15 protein-coding genes are annotated in these 18011 nt (G+C 61.1%); 12 read left to right on the forward strand and 3 right to left on the reverse strand.

The window, feature by feature from the left end; genetic code table 11:
* The first annotated feature begins 40 nt into the window (after nt 1-40).
* Nucleotides 41-508, forward strand: coding sequence for a hypothetical protein (locus HX817_RS09510; RefSeq protein WP_003209599.1), 468 nt, complete (start codon nt 41-43; stop codon nt 506-508).
* 69 nt (nt 509-577) lie between these two features.
* Nucleotides 578-1759: a formate-dependent phosphoribosylglycinamide formyltransferase gene (gene purT, locus HX817_RS09515; protein WP_023659130.1), complete on the forward strand. Its 1182-nt coding sequence runs from the start codon at nt 578-580 to the stop codon at nt 1757-1759.
* Nucleotides 1760-1853: 94 nt separating this feature from the next.
* Here the strand turns inward: purT and HX817_RS09520 are convergent, their stop codons facing one another.
* The 3 genes from HX817_RS09520 to HX817_RS09530 form a co-directional block, all read right to left on the reverse strand.
* Nucleotides 1854-3164, reverse strand: a complete 1311-nt coding sequence (locus HX817_RS09520) for an MFS transporter (RefSeq protein ID WP_177040150.1) — start codon at nt 3162-3164, stop codon at nt 1854-1856.
* A gap of 221 nt (nt 3165-3385) precedes the next feature.
* The gene (locus HX817_RS09525) at nt 3386-4624 is read right to left on the reverse strand and encodes a transporter associated domain-containing protein (protein WP_008438241.1); all 1239 of its coding nucleotides are present in this window, start codon (nt 4622-4624) and stop codon (nt 3386-3388) included.
* A gap of 12 nt (nt 4625-4636) precedes the next feature.
* On the reverse strand, nt 4637-5449 hold the full coding sequence (locus HX817_RS09530) for an inner membrane protein YpjD (RefSeq protein WP_010176828.1): 813 nt from the start codon (nt 5447-5449) through the stop codon (nt 4637-4639).
* Between the two features lie 234 nt (nt 5450-5683).
* Here HX817_RS09530 and ffh point away from each other — a divergent pair, with 234 nt between their 5' ends.
* The 10 genes from ffh (at nt 5684) to HX817_RS09580 (ending at nt 17998) form a co-directional block, all read left to right on the forward strand.
* The gene (gene ffh, locus HX817_RS09535) at nt 5684-7060 is read left to right on the forward strand and encodes a signal recognition particle protein (RefSeq protein WP_003209589.1); all 1377 of its coding nucleotides are present in this window, start codon (nt 5684-5686) and stop codon (nt 7058-7060) included.
* A gap of 250 nt (nt 7061-7310) precedes the next feature.
* Nucleotides 7311-7562, forward strand: a complete 252-nt coding sequence (gene rpsP / locus HX817_RS09540; protein ID WP_003209587.1) for a 30S ribosomal protein S16 — start codon at nt 7311-7313, stop codon at nt 7560-7562.
* 5 nt (nt 7563-7567) lie between these two features.
* Entirely contained in the window at nt 7568-8104 is a 537-nt protein-coding gene (gene rimM / locus HX817_RS09545; protein WP_034139188.1) for a ribosome maturation factor RimM, read from the forward strand.
* Between the two features lie 43 nt (nt 8105-8147).
* Entirely contained in the window at nt 8148-8858 is a 711-nt protein-coding gene (gene trmD, locus HX817_RS09550; RefSeq protein WP_256344226.1) for a tRNA (guanosine(37)-N1)-methyltransferase TrmD, read from the forward strand.
* Nucleotides 8859-8903: 45 nt separating this feature from the next.
* Nucleotides 8904-9254: a 50S ribosomal protein L19 gene (rplS, locus tag HX817_RS09555; protein WP_003175895.1), complete on the forward strand. Its 351-nt coding sequence runs from the start codon at nt 8904-8906 to the stop codon at nt 9252-9254.
* A 362-nt stretch (nt 9255-9616) separates the two neighbouring features.
* Nucleotides 9617-10513, forward strand: a complete 897-nt coding sequence (xerD, locus tag HX817_RS09560; protein WP_177020419.1) for a site-specific tyrosine recombinase XerD — start codon at nt 9617-9619, stop codon at nt 10511-10513.
* 154 nt (nt 10514-10667) lie between these two features.
* Nucleotides 10668-11399: a bifunctional protein-disulfide isomerase/oxidoreductase DsbC gene (gene dsbC / locus HX817_RS09565; RefSeq protein ID WP_003209582.1), complete on the forward strand. Its 732-nt coding sequence runs from the start codon at nt 10668-10670 to the stop codon at nt 11397-11399.
* 126 nt (nt 11400-11525) lie between these two features.
* The gene (locus tag HX817_RS09570) at nt 11526-12830 is read left to right on the forward strand and encodes a homoserine dehydrogenase (RefSeq protein WP_003209580.1); all 1305 of its coding nucleotides are present in this window, start codon (nt 11526-11528) and stop codon (nt 12828-12830) included.
* Between the two features lie 67 nt (nt 12831-12897).
* A complete protein-coding gene (gene thrC, locus HX817_RS09575; protein WP_003209579.1) occupies nt 12898-14307 on the forward strand; it encodes a threonine synthase in 1410 nt (469 codons plus the stop codon).
* A gap of 109 nt (nt 14308-14416) precedes the next feature.
* A complete protein-coding gene (locus HX817_RS09580; protein WP_177040151.1) occupies nt 14417-17998 on the forward strand; it encodes a transporter substrate-binding domain-containing protein in 3582 nt (1193 codons plus the stop codon).
* The last annotated feature ends 13 nt before the right edge of the window (nt 17999-18011 follow it).

Raw genomic sequence — 18011 nt, forward strand, 5'->3', positions numbered from 1 at the left:
TGAAGTACCCTGTGCCCCTTGTTCACAGGTCCCTCGCCCCATGTTCTTCCTGATTGCCTACATCAGCAGCGTCGTGCTGATCAACTTTGCCTTTTCCACCGCTCCGCACCTGGATGTGATCTGGTCTGCCTGGGGCGGCCTGGTATTTGTCCTGCGGGACATGGTGCAAACCCGTTTCGGCCATGGCGCGATCATCGCCATGCTGGCGGCGCTGGTGCTGTCCTATATCACCTCCGATCCGTCCATCGCCCTGGCCAGCGCCACGGCGTTCGCGGTGTCCGAATGCATTGACTGGCTGGTGTTCAGTATCACCAAGCGCCCACTCCACGACCGCCTGTGGATAAGTTCGGCGCTGAGTATCCCCCTCGATACCTTCATCTTTTTCGGCCTGATCGGCGCCTTGACGCCCGCGGTCGCCGGCACTGCCCTGGTGTCGAAATTCGCCGGCGTTACCGTGGTGTGGCTGGCCATGGCCTGGCGTTTGCGCCGGCAGCGCGTCGCCAACTGAAGCCAATCTTTACAGTTCATGTAAAATGCCGGCCTTTCTCCCCACGATCCGCTCCCCTGAGGACCTGAGATGACCCGAATCGGAACTCCATTGTCGCCAACCGCGACCCGCGTAATGCTGTGTGGCTGCGGTGAGCTGGGCAAGGAAGTGGTAATCGAACTGCAACGCCTGGGCGTTGAAGTGATTGCCGTGGATCGCTACGCCAACGCGCCGGCCATGCAGGTTGCCCACCGCAGCCACGTGATCAACATGCTCGACGGTGCCGCGCTGCGTGCCGTGATCGAAGCCGAAAAGCCGCACTTCATCGTGCCGGAAATCGAAGCGATCGCCACCGCCACCCTCGTGGAGCTGGAAGCCGAAGGCTTCACCGTGATCCCGACCGCCCGCGCGACGTTGCTGACCATGAACCGCGAAGGTATCCGTCGCCTGGCCGCCGAAGAGCTGGACCTGCCGACCTCGCCGTACCACTTCGCCGACACCTTCGAGGACTACAGCAAGGCCGTCACCGACCTGGGCTTCCCGTGTGTGGTCAAGCCGGTGATGAGTTCGTCGGGCAAGGGCCAGAGCCTGCTGCGCAGCGCCGATGACGTGCAGAAGGCCTGGGATTACGCCCAGGAAGGCGGGCGTGCCGGCAAGGGCCGCGTGATCATCGAAGGCTTTATCGACTTCGACTACGAAATCACCCTGCTGACCGTGCGCCACATTGGCGGCACTACCTTCTGTGCGCCTGTCGGTCACCGTCAGGAGAAGGGCGACTATCAGGAATCCTGGCAGCCACAGGCCATGAGCCCGATTGCACTGGCGGAATCCGAGCGCGTTGCCAAGGCGGTAACCGAAGCGTTGGGTGGTCGTGGTCTGTTTGGCGTCGAGCTGTTTATCAAGGGCGATCAGGTGTGGTTCAGCGAAGTGTCGCCGCGCCCCCATGACACTGGCCTGGTGACCCTGATTTCCCAGGACTTGTCGCAGTTCGCCCTGCATGCGCGGGCAATTCTCGGCCTGCCGATCCCGTTGATCCGTCAGTTCGGGCCTTCGGCTTCGGCAGTGATCCTGGTGGAAGGCAAGTCGACCCAGACGGCGTTTTCCAACCTGGGTGCAGCCTTGAGCGAGCCGGATACGGCGTTGCGTCTGTTCGGCAAGCCGGAAGTGAATGGCCAGCGTCGTATGGGCGTGGCACTGGCACGGGATGAGTCGATTGAGGCAGCGCGGGCTAAAGCCACTCGTGCTTCGAAGGCTGTTGTTGTAGAGCTGTAACCGAGTCGCGCCCTTCGCGAGCAAGCCCGCCCCCACATTTGAATGTATTCGCAAATCAAAATGTGGGAGGGGGCTTGCTCCCGAAGGCGGTTTATCAGGCGACCTTGTTCAAATCGTTATTGCGCGTCTCTTTCAGGCACAGCACAGCAATCAAGCTGATCACCGCTGCCGCCGACACATACCCGCCGACATAACTCAAACCGCCCATCGCCACCAGCTTGGTCGCGAAGAACGGTGCCGCCGACGCACCCACGATCCCACCCAGGTTATACGCCGCCGAAGCACCGGTATAACGCACGCGGGTCGGGAACAGTTCCGGCAACATCGCGCCCATCGGGGCAAACGTCACGCCCATCAGGAACAGCTCCAGCGCCAGGAACAGTGCCACGGCCCAGGTTGAACCGTGGGTCAGCAACGGTTCCATGGTGAAGCCGGAGAGGATGGTCAGGATCGCACCGACAATCAGCACCGGCTTACGCCCGTAACGGTCGCTGGCCCACGCCGCCAGCGGCGTTGCCGCGCCCATGAACAGCACTGCGAAGCACAGCAAACCCAGGAACGTTTCACGGCTGTAGCCCAGCGTAGACACGCCATAGCTCAGGGAAAACGCGGTGGTGATATAGAACAGCGCATAACACACCACCATCGAGGCTGCACCCAGCAGTACTGGCAGCCAATGCTGGCTGAACAATTCCACCAGCGGCACCCTCACCGGCGCTTCCTTGGCCACGGCGTTCGCGAACACCGGCGTTTCATGCAGTTTGAGCCGCGCATACAGCCCCACCATCACCAGCGCCGCGCTGAGAATGAACGGAATGCGCCAGCCCCAGCTGCGGAACTGTTCGTCGCTCAGGCTCATGGCCAGGATCAGGAACAGCCCGTTGGCCGCCAGAAAGCCAATCGACGGGCCCAGTTGCGGGAACATGCCGAACCAGGCGCGTTTGCCCTTCGGGGCGTTCTCGGTGGCCAGCAACGCCGCGCCGCCCCATTCGCCGCCAAGCCCGAGGCCCTGGCCGAAGCGCAGTACGCAGAGCAGGATCGGTGCCCAGGCGCCGATGCTGTCATATCCGGGCAGCAAGCCGATCAGCGTGGTGCACACGCCCATCAGCAGCAGGGAAGCCACCAGTGTCGACTTGCGGCCAATCCGGTCACCAAAGTGGCCGAACAGCGCCGAGCCCAGTGGCCGCGCGATAAACGCGATACCGAAGGTCAGGAACGAGGCGAGCATCTGCGCCGTGCCGGAGGTTTGCGGGAAGAACACCGGGCCGATCACCAGCGCGGCGGCAGTTGCGTAGATATAGAAGTCGTAGAACTCGATGGCGGTGCCGATGATGCTCGCGGTGGCGACCCGGGCCGTCGAGTTGGTCGGGGCGGCGGTCGCCGTCTCGTTATAGGTGGTGCTCATTGAGGTATCCCTGACGGTCATTGCGCGTTTGGACGCGGATTATTATTGGTCGAACACCCATGGATCAGGGTTGTGCGCGGGGCGGCTCGGGATGGGAGCAAACACCGGTCAGACACGGTAAAGCGGTGCCTGGACGCGCTCAGTGCGGGTAGCACGCGGTCGGGCGGGGCTTGGGTAAGCCGCCCGATTATAGGAAGGGGTTTGCGGATCCAACAAGGGGCTTAAGCGGCGACCGGCACCGTGCTGGTGTGCCAGATCAGCACCTTGGCGACGCGGTTGTCCTCGGTCTCGAGGATTTCCAGGCGATAGCGGCCGATTTTCAGGCACACGGCGCAATCCGGAATGGTCTCCAGTGCTTCGGTCACCAGGCCGTTGAGGGTCTTGGGGCCGTCGCTGGGCAGGTGCCAGCCGAGGGTTTTGTTCAAGTCACGGATCGAGGCGGCGCCGTCGATCACGTAGCGGCCATCCAGTTGGGGCTGGATGTGCGGGTTGTCGAGGTGCTGCTCGTTTTCGAACTCACCGACGATTTCTTCAAGAATGTCTTCCAGGGTCACAATGCCCAGCACTTCGCCGTATTCATCAACCACCATGCCCAGGCGGCGCTGTTGCTTGTGGAAGTTCAGCAATTGCAGTTGCAGCGGCGTGCTTTCCGGGACGAAGTAGGGCTCGTGACAGGCCTCCAGCAGGGCTTCCTTGGTCAGGCTGGCGTCCGGCAGCAGGTGGCGGATCTGCCGCGTGTTGAGCACCGCCTCGACCTGGTTGATGTCGCTGTGGAACACCGGCAGCCGGGTTCGGGTGGAAACCCGCAGTTGCTCGATGATTTCCTCTACCGGGTCATCCAGGTTGATGCCGTCCACTTCGCTGCGGGGCACCAGGATGTCGTTGACGGTGATGTTGTCCAGGGCGTGGATGCCCGGCATGCCCGGCGCGCGGGTGTTGGGGATTTCGGCTTCCGGCTCGTCGTCCTGGTCCGGCTGCGGCTCGTCGCTCTTCTTGACCAGCCCGGGCTTGCGGGTGAACGGGCGCAGCAGCAACAGGCTGACACCGTTGAGCAGCCAGGCCAGCGGATAAAGGATTTTCAGCGGCACGCTCAGCAAGGTATTGCCGAAGCCAAGGATGGTTTGCGGGTGGCGAGTGGCCAGGGCACGCGGAAGATAGTCGGCCAGCACCAGCAGCACCGCGCTGGAGATCACCCAGCCGAGCCACGGGCCGTTTTGCGCCCAGGCGTAGATCGCCAGCAGGGTGCAGAGAATCACCACCACGGCGCGGCACAGGGTGTTGCAGAGGATCAGGCTGTTGCGCGGGAAGTTCAGGCGGGCGGCGGCTTTGTCACCCTGGCGGGTGCCGGGGCGCAGGGCCAGCAAATGTTGCTGGGCGGCTTCGATGGCGGTAAACAGCGCCGACCATAAAACCAGCAAGGCTACTACCGCAAGCATCGGCCCCAAGGGCAAGTTGTCCATGTCGGCTGCCCGTCAGATATGCAGGATGTATTCGCGAACCAGCTTGCTGCCGAAATAGGCCAGCATCAGCAGGCAGAAACCGGCCAGGGTCCAGCGGATCGCCTTGTGCCCGCGCCAGCCGAGACGGTTGCGGCCCCACAGCAGCACGCTGAACACCACCCAGGCCAGGCAGGCCAGCAGGGTTTTATGCACAAGGTGCTGGGCAAACAGGTTCTCGACGAACAGCCAGCCGGAGATCAGCGACAGCGACAGCAGCGTCCAGCCGGCCCAGAGGAAGCCGAACAGCAGGCTTTCCATGGTTTGCAGCGGCGGGAAGTTCTTGATCAGCCCGGACGGGTGCTTGTGCTTGAGCTGGTGGTCTTGCAACAGCAGCAGCAAGGCCTGGAACACCGCGATGGTGAACATGCCGTAGGCGAGGATCGACAGCAGGATGTGGGCGAGGATGCCCGGCTCTTCATCAATGACCTGCACGGTGCCGGTCGGTGTGAATTGCGCCAGCAGCACCGTCAGCATCCCGAGCGGGAACAACAGCACCAGCAGGTTCTCCACCGGGATCCGGTAGCAGGCCATCAGGGTCAGCGCGATCACCGCGGCGGCAATCAGGCTGGCAGCGCTGAAGAAATCCAGGCCCAGGCCGACCGGCGTCATCAAGTGCGTGAACAGGCTGGCGGCGTGAGCCAGCAGGGCGAGGACGCCAAGGCCTACCAGCAGGCGTTTGTCGGCCTTGGCGCCTTGGGCCAGACGAGTGCCCTGATAGAGGGTCGCAGCGGCATACAAGATGGCGGCGGCGAGGCTGGGTAGCAAACTGGGTGACAAAGGGAGCATAAATCCTGTTAAGCAGGCCCGAAAGGCGCTGAGTTTGGCATACACCTGCGTAACACGAAAGACTCTCAGGCCAGACAGCGGGTGTGCATGGCGACAGTCTTCGCTATAATCCGCGACCTGCCCACGCCGCAGGCTCGCCGAGCGCTGTTTTTAATAGCGATTTACCACAGCCTGGGCCGCCATTACCTCGGTCTAACAATGCATTTCGATGAATAGGGCCTGAAAGGATCGCGCATGTTTGAAAATCTGACTGACCGTCTCTCGCAGACGCTGCGCCATGTCACCGGCAAGGCCAAGCTGACCGAGGACAATATTAAAGACACCCTGCGTGAAGTGCGCATGGCGTTGCTGGAAGCCGACGTCGCCTTGCCGGTGGTGAAGGACTTCGTCAACTCGGTCAAAGAGCGCGCGGTCGGCACCGAAGTGTCCCGCAGCCTGACGCCGGGCCAGGCCTTTGTGAAGATCGTCCAGGCCGAACTCGAAAGCCTGATGGGCGCGGCCAACGAAGATTTGAACCTCAGCGCCGTGCCGCCAGCCGTTGTGCTGATGGCCGGTCTGCAAGGTGCGGGCAAGACCACCACCGCCGGCAAACTGGCGCGCTTCCTTAAAGAGCGCAAGAAGAAGTCGGTGATGGTGGTGTCTGCCGACGTTTACCGCCCGGCGGCTATTAAACAGCTGGAAATGCTCGCGGGCGAAGTGGGTGTGACCTTCTTCCCGTCCGACCTGAGCCAGAAGCCGGTCGATATTGCCCAGGCGGCTATTAAAGAAGCCAAGCTGAAATTCATCGACGTGGTCATCGTCGATACCGCCGGTCGCCTGCACATCGATGAAGAAATGATGGGCGAGATCAAGGCGCTGCATGCCGCGATCAACCCGGTAGAGACCCTGTTCGTGGTCGACGCCATGACCGGCCAGGATGCGGCCAACACCGCCAAGGCCTTTGGTGATGCGCTGCCGCTGACCGGTGTGATCCTGACCAAGGTCGACGGCGACGCCCGTGGCGGTGCCGCCTTGTCGGTGCGTGCGATTACCGGCAAGCCGATCAAGTTCATCGGTATGGGCGAGAAGAGCGAAGCGCTCGAGCCGTTCCACCCTGAGCGTATCGCCTCGCGTATCCTCGGCATGGGCGACGTGCTCAGCCTGATCGAGCAAGCGGAAGCGACCCTCGACAAGGACAAGGCCGACAAGCTGGCTAAAAAGCTGAAGAAGGGCAAGGGCTTCGACCTCGAAGACTTCCGCGACCAGCTGCAACAGATGAAGAACATGGGCGGCCTCGGCGGCCTGATGGACAAGCTGCCGAACATCGGCGGCGTGAACCTGGCGCAAATGGGCAATGCCCAGGGCGCGGCAGAGAAGCAATTCAAGCAGATGGAAGCCATCATCAATTCCATGACCCCGGCCGAGCGCCGCGACCCTGAGCTGATCAGCGGTTCGCGCAAACGTCGGATCGCCATGGGTTCCGGCACCCAGGTGCAGGACATCGGTCGCTTGATCAAGCAGCACAAGCAGATGCAGAAGATGATGAAGAAATTCTCCGCAAAAGGCGGGATGGCCAAGATGATGCGCGGCATGGGCGGTATGTTGCCCGGCGGCGGCATGCCAAAAATGTAAAGAATTCGAGCAGAAGTTCGCTTCTGCTCCGACCCGCAGGGATGCGGGATCTCCAGCAAACCCGCCATTGGCGGGAGCTGACTTGCCGTTTTAACCGACGGCTCTATAGCAGATCTGAATGGCACGCCGATAGGCGCCAGAAAAAGACATTTGCAAAAGTCGGGATATTCCTTAGAATATGCGGCCTTTCGGGCACCTATGCCCGCTGTGCATTTAGATTTGCAGCACCGACTACAGGAACGATGTTCACATGCTAACAATCCGTCTTGCCCTTGGCGGCTCCAAAAAGCGCCCGTTTTACCACTTGACCGTAACTGACAGCCGCAACCCACGTGACGGCTCTCACAAGGAACAAGTTGGCTTCTTCAACCCGATCGCTCGTGGTCAAGAAGTCCGTCTGTCCGTGAACCAAGAGCGCGTAGCCTACTGGCTGAGCGTTGGTGCACAACCTTCTGAGCGCGTTGCTCAGTTGTTGAAGGATGCATCTAAGGCTGCGGCCTGAGCAATATGAGCGCGACGCCAGCGGTAGCTGATGATTTGATCGTTATCGGCAAGATTTATTCTGTTCATGGCGTTCGCGGCGAAGTGAAGGTGTATTCCTTTACTGATCCGACTGAAAACCTGCTTCAGTACAAAACCTGGACGCTCAAGCGCGAAGGGAGTGTGAAACAGGTAGAGCTGGTCAGTGGACGCGGGAGCGACAAGTTCCTGGTCGCAAAGCTCAAGGGTCTTGATGATCGTGAAGAAGCTCGTCTTCTGGCCGGTTATGAGATCTGCGTGCCGCGCAACCTGTTCCCTGAATTGACCGACGGCGAGTACTACTGGTACCAGCTGGAAGGTCTGAAGGTTATTGATCAACTTGGGCAATTGCTCGGGAAAATCGATCATCTTCTGGAAACCGGCGCCAATGATGTAATGGTGGTCAAGCCTTGCGCTGGCAGCCTGGATGATCGCGAACGCCTGTTGCCCTATACCGAGCAATGCGTGTTGGCCGTCGACCTGGCAGCGGGCGAGATGAAGGTGGAATGGGACGCGGACTTCTAACGTGGCGAACCTGCGCGTTGAAGTGATCAGTTTGTTTCCCGAGATGTTTTCCGCCATCAGCGAGTACGGCATCACCAGTCGGGCGGTGAAACAGGGGCTCTTGCAGCTCACCTGTTGGAACCCGCGAGACTACACGACGGATCGACATCACACTGTGGACGATCGCCCATTTGGCGGTGGTCCGGGCATGGTGATGAAGATCAAGCCCCTGGAAGATGCGTTGGTTCAGGCCAAGGCAGCCGCCGGGGAGAAGGCGAAGGTAATTTACCTGTCCCCTCAAGGCCGTCAGCTGAATCAGTCGGCGGTACGCGAGTTGGCGAATCTGGAAGCATTAATCCTGATTGCCGGTCGCTATGAAGGCATTGACGAGCGGTTTATTGAAGCTCATGTCGATGAAGAGTGGTCGATTGGGGACTATGTCCTGTCTGGCGGCGAGCTGCCGGCGATGGTCCTGATAGATGCGGTTACACGACTGCTGCCTGGAGCTTTAGGGCATGCGGACTCCGCGGAGGAAGATTCCTTCACGGATGGTTTGCTGGATTGCCCGCACTACACCCGACCGGAGGTGTATGCGGATCAGCGTGTTCCCGACGTATTGCTAAGTGGCAATCACGCACACATCCGGCGTTGGCGTTTACAGCAGTCCCTCGGGCGGACCTATGAACGACGCGCCGATCTTCTGGAAAGCCGCTCGCTTTCTGGAGAAGAGAAGAAGCTGCTCGAGGAATACATCCTCGCGCGGGACGATAGTTAACAACGTATCGATGGTAGGTCCGACGACTTACCTTAGGAGCACAGCATGACTAACAAAATCATCCTTGCACTCGAAGCAGAGCAGATGACCAAAGAGATCCCTACCTTTGCCCCGGGCGACACCATTGTCGTTCAGGTGAAAGTGAAGGAAGGCGACCGTTCGCGTCTGCAAGCGTTCGAAGGCGTGGTAATTGCCAAGCGTAACCGTGGTGTGAACAGTGCTTTCACTGTTCGTAAAATCTCCAACGGTGTTGGCGTAGAGCGTACTTTCCAGACCTACAGCCCGCAAATCGACAGCATGGCCGTTAAACGTCGCGGTGACGTACGTAAAGCCAAGCTGTACTACCTGCGTGACCTGTCCGGTAAAGCAGCTCGCATCAAGGAAAAACTGGCTTAAGTCCAGCCTCCCGATGCAGAAAAAAGCAGCCTACGGGCTGCTTTTTTGTTGCCTGAAATTTGTCCATTTCCCCGGTATCTATTCATGACTCCCCGCCTCGAAGAAATTCAGCGTCGCACTGACCTTAAAGCCGTTTTCCGCTTTTGTGGCGAGGGAGCTTGCTCCCGTTGGGCTGCGCAGCGGCCCTGAAACCGGCAATAGAAGTCTCTCTGTTGGACCTCAATGGTCAATCAGGGCCGCTTCGCGCCCCAGCGGGAGCAAGCTCCCTTGCCACAGATTATTTGCCCGCTTTCATTGATGTGTAGCGGCCCGTGCTGCGATAGGATCTACCCGACATCGCCATTTTCCCTGCTTGAGCCCTCATGCCCGCCATCGACCACCCGCAGATAGACCGCTTCCTCGACGCCCTTTGGCTGGAAAAAGGCCTGTCGGACAACACCCGCCAGGCTTACCGCAGCGATCTCGCGTTGTTCAATGGCTGGCTGCAGGAGAAAAACCTCGAGCTGCTCGACGCCGGTCGCGAGCTGATTCTCGACCACCTGGCCTGGCGCCTGGAGCAAAACTACAAGCCTCGCTCTACTGCGCGTTTTCTCTCAGGCGTGCGTGGCTTCTATCGCTACCTGCTGCGGGAAAAGCTGATCGCTGTCGACCCAACCCTGCAAATCGACATGCCACAGTTGGGCCGGCCACTGCCCAAATCCCTGTCGGAAGCCGACGTCGAAGCCCTGCTCGCAGCTCCCGACCTGAGCGAAGCCATCGGCCAGCGCGACCGTGCCATGCTGGAAGTGCTGTATGCCTGCGGCCTGCGCGTCACCGAGTTGATCAGCCTGACCCTGGAACAGGTCAACCTGCGCCAGGGCGTATTGCGCGTAATGGGCAAGGGCAGCAAGGAGCGCCTGGTGCCCATGGGCGAAGAGGCGATCGTGTGGATCGAACGCTACATGCGCGACGCCCGAGCCGAGTTGCTCAACGGTCGGCCCAGCGATGTGCTGTTTCCCAGCCAGCGCGGCGAACAGATGACCCGCCAGACCTTCTGGCATCGCATCAAGCACCAGGCCAAGGTTGCCGGCATCGGCAAGTCGCTGTCGCCCCACACCCTGCGTCACGCGTTCGCCACGCATTTGCTCAACCACGGCGCGGATTTGCGCGTGGTTCAAATGCTCCTGGGCCACAGCGACTTATCCACCACCCAGATCTACACCCACGTGGCGCGGGCACGTTTGCAGGAGATGCACGCCAAGCACCATCCCCGTGGATGAAAAACACTTCGGAAAAAGCCCAATTTCCCCGCGACTGGCTGCCCTGCGGCCCAACTGTGGTAGGCTTTGCCGGTTCGCAAAGGGGACGGCCCAAACCCGTGTTTGAAGATCGGTGTTCCTGCTCCCGTCCCTGCATCTGCCTTCAGGAGTTCCCATGCGCTTGACCCAGATTTTTGCCATCGCAGCCATTGCGTTGGTCTCAACCTTTGCCGTCGCCGACGACGCCGCAGAGAAGACAATCCGCAAGAGCCTGGAAGCCCTCCAGCTCGACACCCCGATTGAAAGCATCAACGCCAGCCCAATGGCCGGCCTGTACGAAGTCAAGCTCAAGGGCAGCCGCGTGCTGTACGCCAGTGCCGATGGCCAGTACATCGTCCAGGGCTACCTGTTCCAGCTCAAAGACGGCAAGCCGGTGAACCTCACCGAGAAAGCCGAGCGCCTGGGCGTGTCCAAGCTGATCAACGGTATTCCGGTGGCTGAAACCGTGGTTTACCCGGCCATCGGCGAAACCAAGACTCACATCACCGTGTTCACCGACACCACCTGCCCGTACTGCCACAAGCTGCATGCCGAAGTGCCTGAGCTGAACAAGCTCGGCGTTGAAGTGCGCTACGTGGCGTTCCCGCGCCAGGGCCTGGGTTCGCCGGGTGACGAGCAGTTGCAAGCCGTCTGGTGTTCGGCCGACAAGAAAGCGGCCATGGACAAGATGGTCGATGGCAAGGAAATCAAGGCCGCCAAGTGCGCCAACCCGGTTTCCAAGCAGTTCGCCCTCGGCCAGTCGATTGGTGTGAACGGTACGCCGGCCATCGTTTTGGCTGACGGCCAGGTGATTCCGGGCTACCAGCCTGCGCCGCAAGTTGCCAAACTGGCACTGAACGCAAAGTAAGCATTATCGTCGAGCCTTGACGATCATGATCCGCCGACAGTTCGGCGGGTCATTAATAGAGAGCCGCAGTTGTGCGGCTGTTTTCACGGCCGACCTTGAGTCGGCCGTTTCATGGGGAGTTCTTCAGTGAAACCGGTCAAAGTAGGCATCTGTGGGTTAGGGACCGTCGGTGGCGGCACCTTCAACGTACTTCAGCGTAACGCTGAAGAAATTTCCCGCCGTGCAGGGCGTGGGATTGAAGTGGCACAAATTGCCACGCGTACGCCAAAGCCTCAGTTCCAAACGACCGGTATTGCGATTACCAACGATGTCTTCGAAGTCGCCACCAACCCTGAAATCGATATCGTCATCGAGCTGGTAGGCGGCTACACCGTGGCCCGCGAGCTGGTGCTCAAGGCCATCGAAAACGGCAAGCATGTGGTCACTGCCAACAAGGCGCTGATTGCCGTGCACGGTAACGAAATCTTCGCCAAGGCCCGCGAGAAGGGCGTGATCGTGGCGTTCGAAGCCGCCGTGGCCGGTGGCATCCCGGTGATCAAGGCGATCCGTGAAGGCCTGTCCGCCAACCGTATCAACTGGGTGGCCGGCATCATCAACGGCACCGGTAACTTCATCCTCACCGAAATGCGCGAGAAGGGCCGTACCTTCGAAGACGTGCTGGCCGAAGCCCAGGCCCTGGGTTACGCCGAAGCCGATCCGACCTTCGACGTGGAAGGCATCGACGCTGCCCACAAGCTGACCATCCTGGCGTCCATCGCCTTTGGTATCCCGCTGCAGTTCGACAAGGCCTACACCGAAGGCATCACCAAGCTGACCACCGCCGACGTGAACTACGCCGAAGCCCTGGGCTACCGCATCAAGCACCTCGGTGTGGCGCGCAGCACCCCGGCCGGTATCGAGCTGCGTGTGCACCCGACACTGATCCCGGCCGACCGCCTGATCGCCAACGTCAATGGCGTGATGAACGCCGTGATGGTCAACGGTGACGCTGCCGGTTCCACCCTGTTCTACGGCGCCGGCGCCGGCATGGAGCCGACCGCTTCGTCTGTGATCGCCGACCTGGTGGACGTGGTGCGTGCCATGACCAGCGACCCGGAAAACCGCGTACCGCACCTGGCCTTCCAGCCGGACTCGCTGTCGGCCCACCCGATCCTGCCGATCGAAGCCTGCGAAAGTGCCTACTACCTGCGCATCCAGGCCAAGGATCATCCGGGCGTGCTCGCTCAGGTGGCCAGCATCCTGTCGGAGCGCGGCATCAACATTGAATCGATCATGCAGAAGGAAGTCGAAGAACAAGACGGCCTGGTGCCCATGATCCTGCTGACCCACCGTGTGCTGGAGCAGCACATCAACGACGCCATCGCCGCGCTTGAAGCGTTGCAGGGCGTGGTTGGGCCGGTGGTGCGGATTCGCGTCGAACACCTGAACTAATCGTTTTGCGGCAAGGGCCCCACGCGTTCGGCGGCCCTTGTTCAAGCATGCTCTAGAGGAGCCAGTCATGCGTTATATCAGCACCCGCGGCCAGGCACCGGCCCTGAATTTCGAAGACGTTCTGCTGGCCGGTCTGGCCACTGACGGCGGCCTGTACGTGCCGGAAAACCTGCCACGCTTCACCCAGGAAGAAATCGCTTCGTGGGCCGGCCTGCCGTACCACGAGCTGGCGTTCCGGGTCATGCGCCCGTTCGTCACCGGCAGCATCCCGGATGCGGATTTCAAGAAGATCCTGGAAGAAACCTACGGCGTGTTTTCCCACAGCGCCATCGCCCCGTTGCGTCAACTGAACGGCAACGAATGGGTCCTGGAGCTGTTCCACGGCCCAACCCTGGCGTTCAAGGATTTCGCCCTGCAACTGCTGGGTCGCCTGCTGGACTACGTGCTGGAAAAACGCGGTGAGCGCGTGGTGATCATCGGCGCTACTTCCGGTGATACCGGCTCGGCGGCGATCGAAGGCTGCAAGCACTGCGAAAACGTCGACATCTTCATCCTGCACCCGCACAACCGCGTGTCGGAAGTGCAGCGTCGGCAGATGACCACGATCTTCGGCGAGAACATCCACAACATCGCCATCGAAGGCAACTTCGATGACTGCCAGGAAATGGTCAAGGCCAGCTTCGCCGACCAGAGCTTCCTCAAGGGCACGCGCCTGGTGGCGGTGAACTCGATCAACTGGGCGCGGATCATGGCCCAGATCGTCTACTACTTCCATGCTTCCCTGCAGTTGGGCGGCCCGGCGCGTTCGGTGTCGTTCTCGGTGCCAACCGGCAACTTCGGCGATATCTTCGCCGGTTACCTGGCACGCAACATGGGCCTGCCGATCAACCAGCTGATCGTCGCCACCAACCGCAACGACATCCTGCACCGCTTCATGAGCGGCAACCAGTACGTCAAGGAAACCCTGCACGCCACACTGTCGCCGTCGATGGACATCATGGTCTCGTCGAACTTCGAACGCCTGCTGTTCGACATGCACGGTCGCAACGGTGCTGCCCTGGCCGGCCTGATGGACAGCTTCAAGCAAGGTGGCGGTTTCAGCGTCGAGCAGGAGCGCTGGACCGAAACCCGCAAGCTGTTCGACTCCCTGGCGGTGGACGACGCAGAAACCTGCGAGACCATCGCTGAAGTCTACGCCCAGACCGGCGAGCTGCTGGACCCGCACACCGCCATTGGCGTCAAGGCCGCGCGCGAATGCCGCCGCAGCCTGGACATCCCGATGGTGATTCTCGGCACCGCGCACCCGGTCAAATTCCCGGAAGCGGTAGAGAAGGCCGGGGTTGGCAAGGCGCTGGAATTGCCGCCGCACCTCACCGACCTGTTTGAGCGTGAAGAGCGTTGCACGGTATTGGCCAATGACCTGAAAGCGGTACAGGCGTTTGTCAGCCAGCATGGCAATCGCGGCAAGCCACTCTGAGCCAACGGCTTTGCGTGGTGGATCAAGCCCGTCTTCGTGACGGGCTTTTTCATTCTGGCGAGCCATACTTGCGCGGCGACCAACAAGAATAATCAAGGAAACCCAACCGGTGTATTTATCGACCCGAGCACACGCGTGGCTGGCATGTGTGCTGCTGCTTGGCCATGGTTCGGCAAGCCTCGCGGCTGTCAGCCTGCCGTTCAAGCTGGTGCCGGCGTTCATTGCCCTGGAGCCCATGCCCCTGACGGTCAGCGAGCAGCAATGGCTGGCGGCCCATCGGCCACTGAGAGTGGGCATTTCGATTGATGACTATCAGCCGATCGATATCACCCGCGACCGCAATCGCTACCAGGGCATCAGCGCCGATTACCTGAGCCTGATCGGCGCGCGTCTGCATGCACCGATGCAAGTCCTGGGTTTTGCCGAGCGGGCGCAGGCGGTGGAGGCCCTGCGGAGCGGCGCCATCGATATTCTCACCAGTGCCAACGGTTACGAGCGTGATGTGTCGGGGTTGCGCTTTACCGAAGACTACATGCCGGACCGCTCGGTGGTGGTCGTGCGCCGGGATGACAGCACCCAGAACGAGGACCTCAAGGACAAGAAGCTGGTGTTGCTGGACGGTTACGCCAACGTCAAGAACGTCCATCAGGCGTATCCCGGCAGCCACATCATGCTGGCACCGAATCTCTACAGTGGCCTCGAAGCGCTGAAGCAAGGTGATGCCGATGCGTTTATCGGCAACGAAGTGATCGTGCGCGCCTATAAATCGCTACGGCCCTACCTGGGCTTGCAGATCAAGGTGGAAAGCCGGCTGGCGCCCATCGGCTTTGCCTTTGCCACGCGGGAGGCCGACCCGCTGTTGGGGACGCTGATGGACCGGGCGCTGGCGAGTATTGATGAGTCTGTGCGGCGGGAGATCCTTGCGCGCTGGACCACCGGACTGGGGGTGGGCATTGCCGCCGAGCGCATCGCCTTGTCGGCCCCGGAGCGGGCCTGGGTACTTCAGCATCCGCATGTGGTGGTGGCGTCCCAGCAACTGTCTCCCTATGTATTCAAGGACAAGGACGGCCAGTGGGTGGGGCTGAATGTGGACTTGCTCAACCGCATTTCACGCATGACCGGCCTGCAGTTCGTGATGGAGGAAGTGTCCTCCACGGCACAGACCCTGGGGTTGCTGGAAACGGGCAGGGCGGACATGAACACCACCCTGGCCGAAAATCAGGAGCGCAAGGCCTTTCTCGATTTCAGCCATGGGTTCGGGGGCTCAGGCTGGGTGTTTATCCAGCGCGCTGACGCACCGCCAGTGGCCAGTTTGAGCGAGCTTTCAGGCAAGGTGCTGGCGCTGCCGGCACGCCATGTCCTGGAGGGGTACATTCGTCGCGAGCACCCCGGGATCAAGCTGCAATCGGTGGATAACTACGTCCAGGCCCGTGAGCTGGTAACGCAGGGTCGCGCGGCGGCGACTATCCAGAGTGAAGTGGAAGTGCAAAGTTACCCGGCCGATGAGTTGCGCATCGGCCGCAGTGTCGAGGGCAAGTGGTCGGCCAACAGCCTGTCGGTGCGCAAGGATCAACCGGAACTGCTGAGCATTTTGAACAAGGCGCTGGAAGCGCTGCCGGTCGCGGAATTGAGCGCCCTTCGTTTGCGTTGGCTGGGGAGCGTACCCGTCCCGGTGCCGGCCTGGCAGCGTGTGCCGCCATGGGCCTACTGGACGGTCGCCATGGCGCTGCTGTTTGTGCTGGTGTCCCTGGCCTGGAACAGCCGGCTCAAGCGCCAGATTCGCCAGCGCCTCCAGGCCGAGCAGCGGCTCAACGACCAGTTGGCGTTCAAGCGCGCGCTGCTGGACGGCATGCCCAACCCGGTATTCGTGCGTGATCTGGAAGGACGCCTGGTGACCTGCAACACCAGCTATGAACAACAGTTGAACACCCGGCGCGAGCAGATCCAGGGCCTGACACTGATGGAAAGCGGGCTGATGCCTGACGCTACGGCCGCGCGCCTGCATGCCGGCCACATGGAGCAATTGGCGAGCCAGCAGTCGCTGTTCGTCGACCGACAGCTGGAGTTCAATGGCGGGGCGTTTCATGTGTATCAGTGGACGGTGCCGTTCTTCGACGCCAAGGGCCAGCTCCAGGGTTTGCTCGGTGGCTGGGTCGATATCAACGAGCGCAAGGTCCTGGAGCTCCAGCTGATGGATGCGCGGCAGGCCGCTGACGAAGCGAACTACGCAAAAAGCGCGTTTCTCTCGACCCTGAGCCACGAGATTCGCACGCCGATGACCGCCATTATCGGTCTGCTCGAGCTGGAGCAGGAGCGTGCCCTGGCTGAAGGCAAGCCAGTGTCTGAAGCCCTGCGAGTGGCCCATCGCTCGGCGCGTGAGTTGATCGCCCTGATGGGCGACAGCCTGGACCTGGCCAAGATTGAAGCCGGTCATCTGCAACTGGCGCCGCAGGCCACTGACTTGAAAGGTTTCTTCGAGGGCATACAGCGCTTGTTCGAACCCATGGCGCAGAAAAAGGGCCTTCACCTGACCCTGGCATTCGACCCGAGCGCGCAAGGGTATTACTGGTTCGACCCGCTGCGCCTGCGTCAGGTTATCCATAACCTGTTGGGCAACGCGCTCAAGTTCACCTCGCGCGGCGAGGTTCGGGTCAGTGTTGCGCGCAAGCTTGACCCGGCGGGGGCCGAATATTTGCAGCTGTGTGTGGAGGACAGCGGGCCGGGCATTGGCGTCGAGCAGCAGGCGCGAGTGTTCAAGCCGTTTATCCAGGTCAGCGCGCGGACGGCTGCCGAGCACGGCGGCACGGGACTGGGCTTGAGCATCTGCCAGCAACTGGTGGAATTGATGGGAGGCAGCATCACCCTGAGCAGCGTGGTGGGAGAGGGCACGGTGGTGTGCATCGACCTGTACCTGGATCGGGTCAGCAGTGACGACGTGCCAGCATCTGCGGGTGTACCGCTGCTGGTGGCCGGCCGCAACCTGTCGGTGTTGGTGGTGGATGACCTGCCGGCCAATCGGCTGGTGCTGGTTCAGCAGTTGCAGTTCCTGGGTCATCAAGTAGTGGCCGTCGACTCGGCCGAAGCGGCCTTGCAGCGTTGGCATCATGAGGTGTTTGACGTCCTGGTCACCGATTGCAATATGCCGGGCATGTCCGGCTACGCCTTGAGTGAGGCCATCCGCCGGCTGGAAGCCCAGGAGCAACGGCCACGCCTGGCGCTGGTGGGTTGCACGGCGAATGCCCTGGATGATGAACAGCAGCGCTGCCGGGAGGCGGGAATGGATGAACTGCTGGTCAAGCCCGTGACCCTTGAGCACTGGACGCGTGTGCTCGCCCGCGTCGTGCCTGCACGCTCTTTCAGCATCCAGACCCTGCGCACCATGACCCAGGCCGACGGACCGGTTTTGCAGCGGATGCTGCAGGAGCTGGCGAGGAGCCTTGAGCAGGAGCATAACCTGATGGCCTCCGCCATGGCGGACCACGACCAGGTCCGGCTGGCCGCCTCGCTGCACCGCCTGAAGGGCATATGCTGCCTGGTGGATGCGTTGCCGCTGGCCAAGGCCTGTGTGGCGCTGGAAGGGTGTATTCGGGAGCAGCGCAACGCTGAGGTTGAACTGCACTGGTTAGCGCTGCGCGAAGCATTGATCGAATTCCAGGTCGAGCTTGAGGCTTATCTGGACCCGTCCGAATAAGACATGTCCTATG

The organism is Pseudomonas sp. C6002 (genome assembly GCF_013385805.1).
Lineage (GTDB): Bacteria > Pseudomonadota > Gammaproteobacteria > Pseudomonadales > Pseudomonadaceae > Aquipseudomonas.

What these genes read in the sequence shown, in the direction of transcription:
- HX817_RS09510 (WP_003209599.1), top strand. Translation starts at nt 41, where the DNA reads ATGTTCTTCCTGATTGCCTACATCAGCAGCGTCGTGCTGATCAACTTT.
- purT (WP_023659130.1), top strand. Translation starts at nt 578, where the DNA reads ATGACCCGAATCGGAACTCCATTGTCGCCAACCGCGACCCGCGTAATG.
- HX817_RS09520 (WP_177040150.1), bottom strand. Translation starts at nt 3,164, where the DNA reads ATGAGCACCACCTATAACGAGACGGCGACCGCCGCCCCGACCAACTCG.
- HX817_RS09525 (WP_008438241.1), bottom strand. Translation starts at nt 4,624, where the DNA reads ATGGACAACTTGCCCTTGGGGCCGATGCTTGCGGTAGTAGCCTTGCTG.
- HX817_RS09530 (WP_010176828.1), bottom strand. Translation starts at nt 5,449, where the DNA reads ATGCTCCCTTTGTCACCCAGTTTGCTACCCAGCCTCGCCGCCGCCATC.
- ffh (WP_003209589.1), top strand. Translation starts at nt 5,684, where the DNA reads ATGTTTGAAAATCTGACTGACCGTCTCTCGCAGACGCTGCGCCATGTC.
- rpsP (WP_003209587.1), top strand. Translation starts at nt 7,311, where the DNA reads ATGCTAACAATCCGTCTTGCCCTTGGCGGCTCCAAAAAGCGCCCGTTT.
- rimM (WP_034139188.1), top strand. Translation starts at nt 7,568, where the DNA reads ATGAGCGCGACGCCAGCGGTAGCTGATGATTTGATCGTTATCGGCAAG.
- trmD (WP_256344226.1), top strand. Translation starts at nt 8,148, where the DNA reads ATGTTTTCCGCCATCAGCGAGTACGGCATCACCAGTCGGGCGGTGAAA.
- rplS (WP_003175895.1), top strand. Translation starts at nt 8,904, where the DNA reads ATGACTAACAAAATCATCCTTGCACTCGAAGCAGAGCAGATGACCAAA.
- xerD (WP_177020419.1), top strand. Translation starts at nt 9,617, where the DNA reads ATGCCCGCCATCGACCACCCGCAGATAGACCGCTTCCTCGACGCCCTT.
- dsbC (WP_003209582.1), top strand. Translation starts at nt 10,668, where the DNA reads ATGCGCTTGACCCAGATTTTTGCCATCGCAGCCATTGCGTTGGTCTCA.
- thrC (WP_003209579.1), top strand. Translation starts at nt 12,898, where the DNA reads ATGCGTTATATCAGCACCCGCGGCCAGGCACCGGCCCTGAATTTCGAA.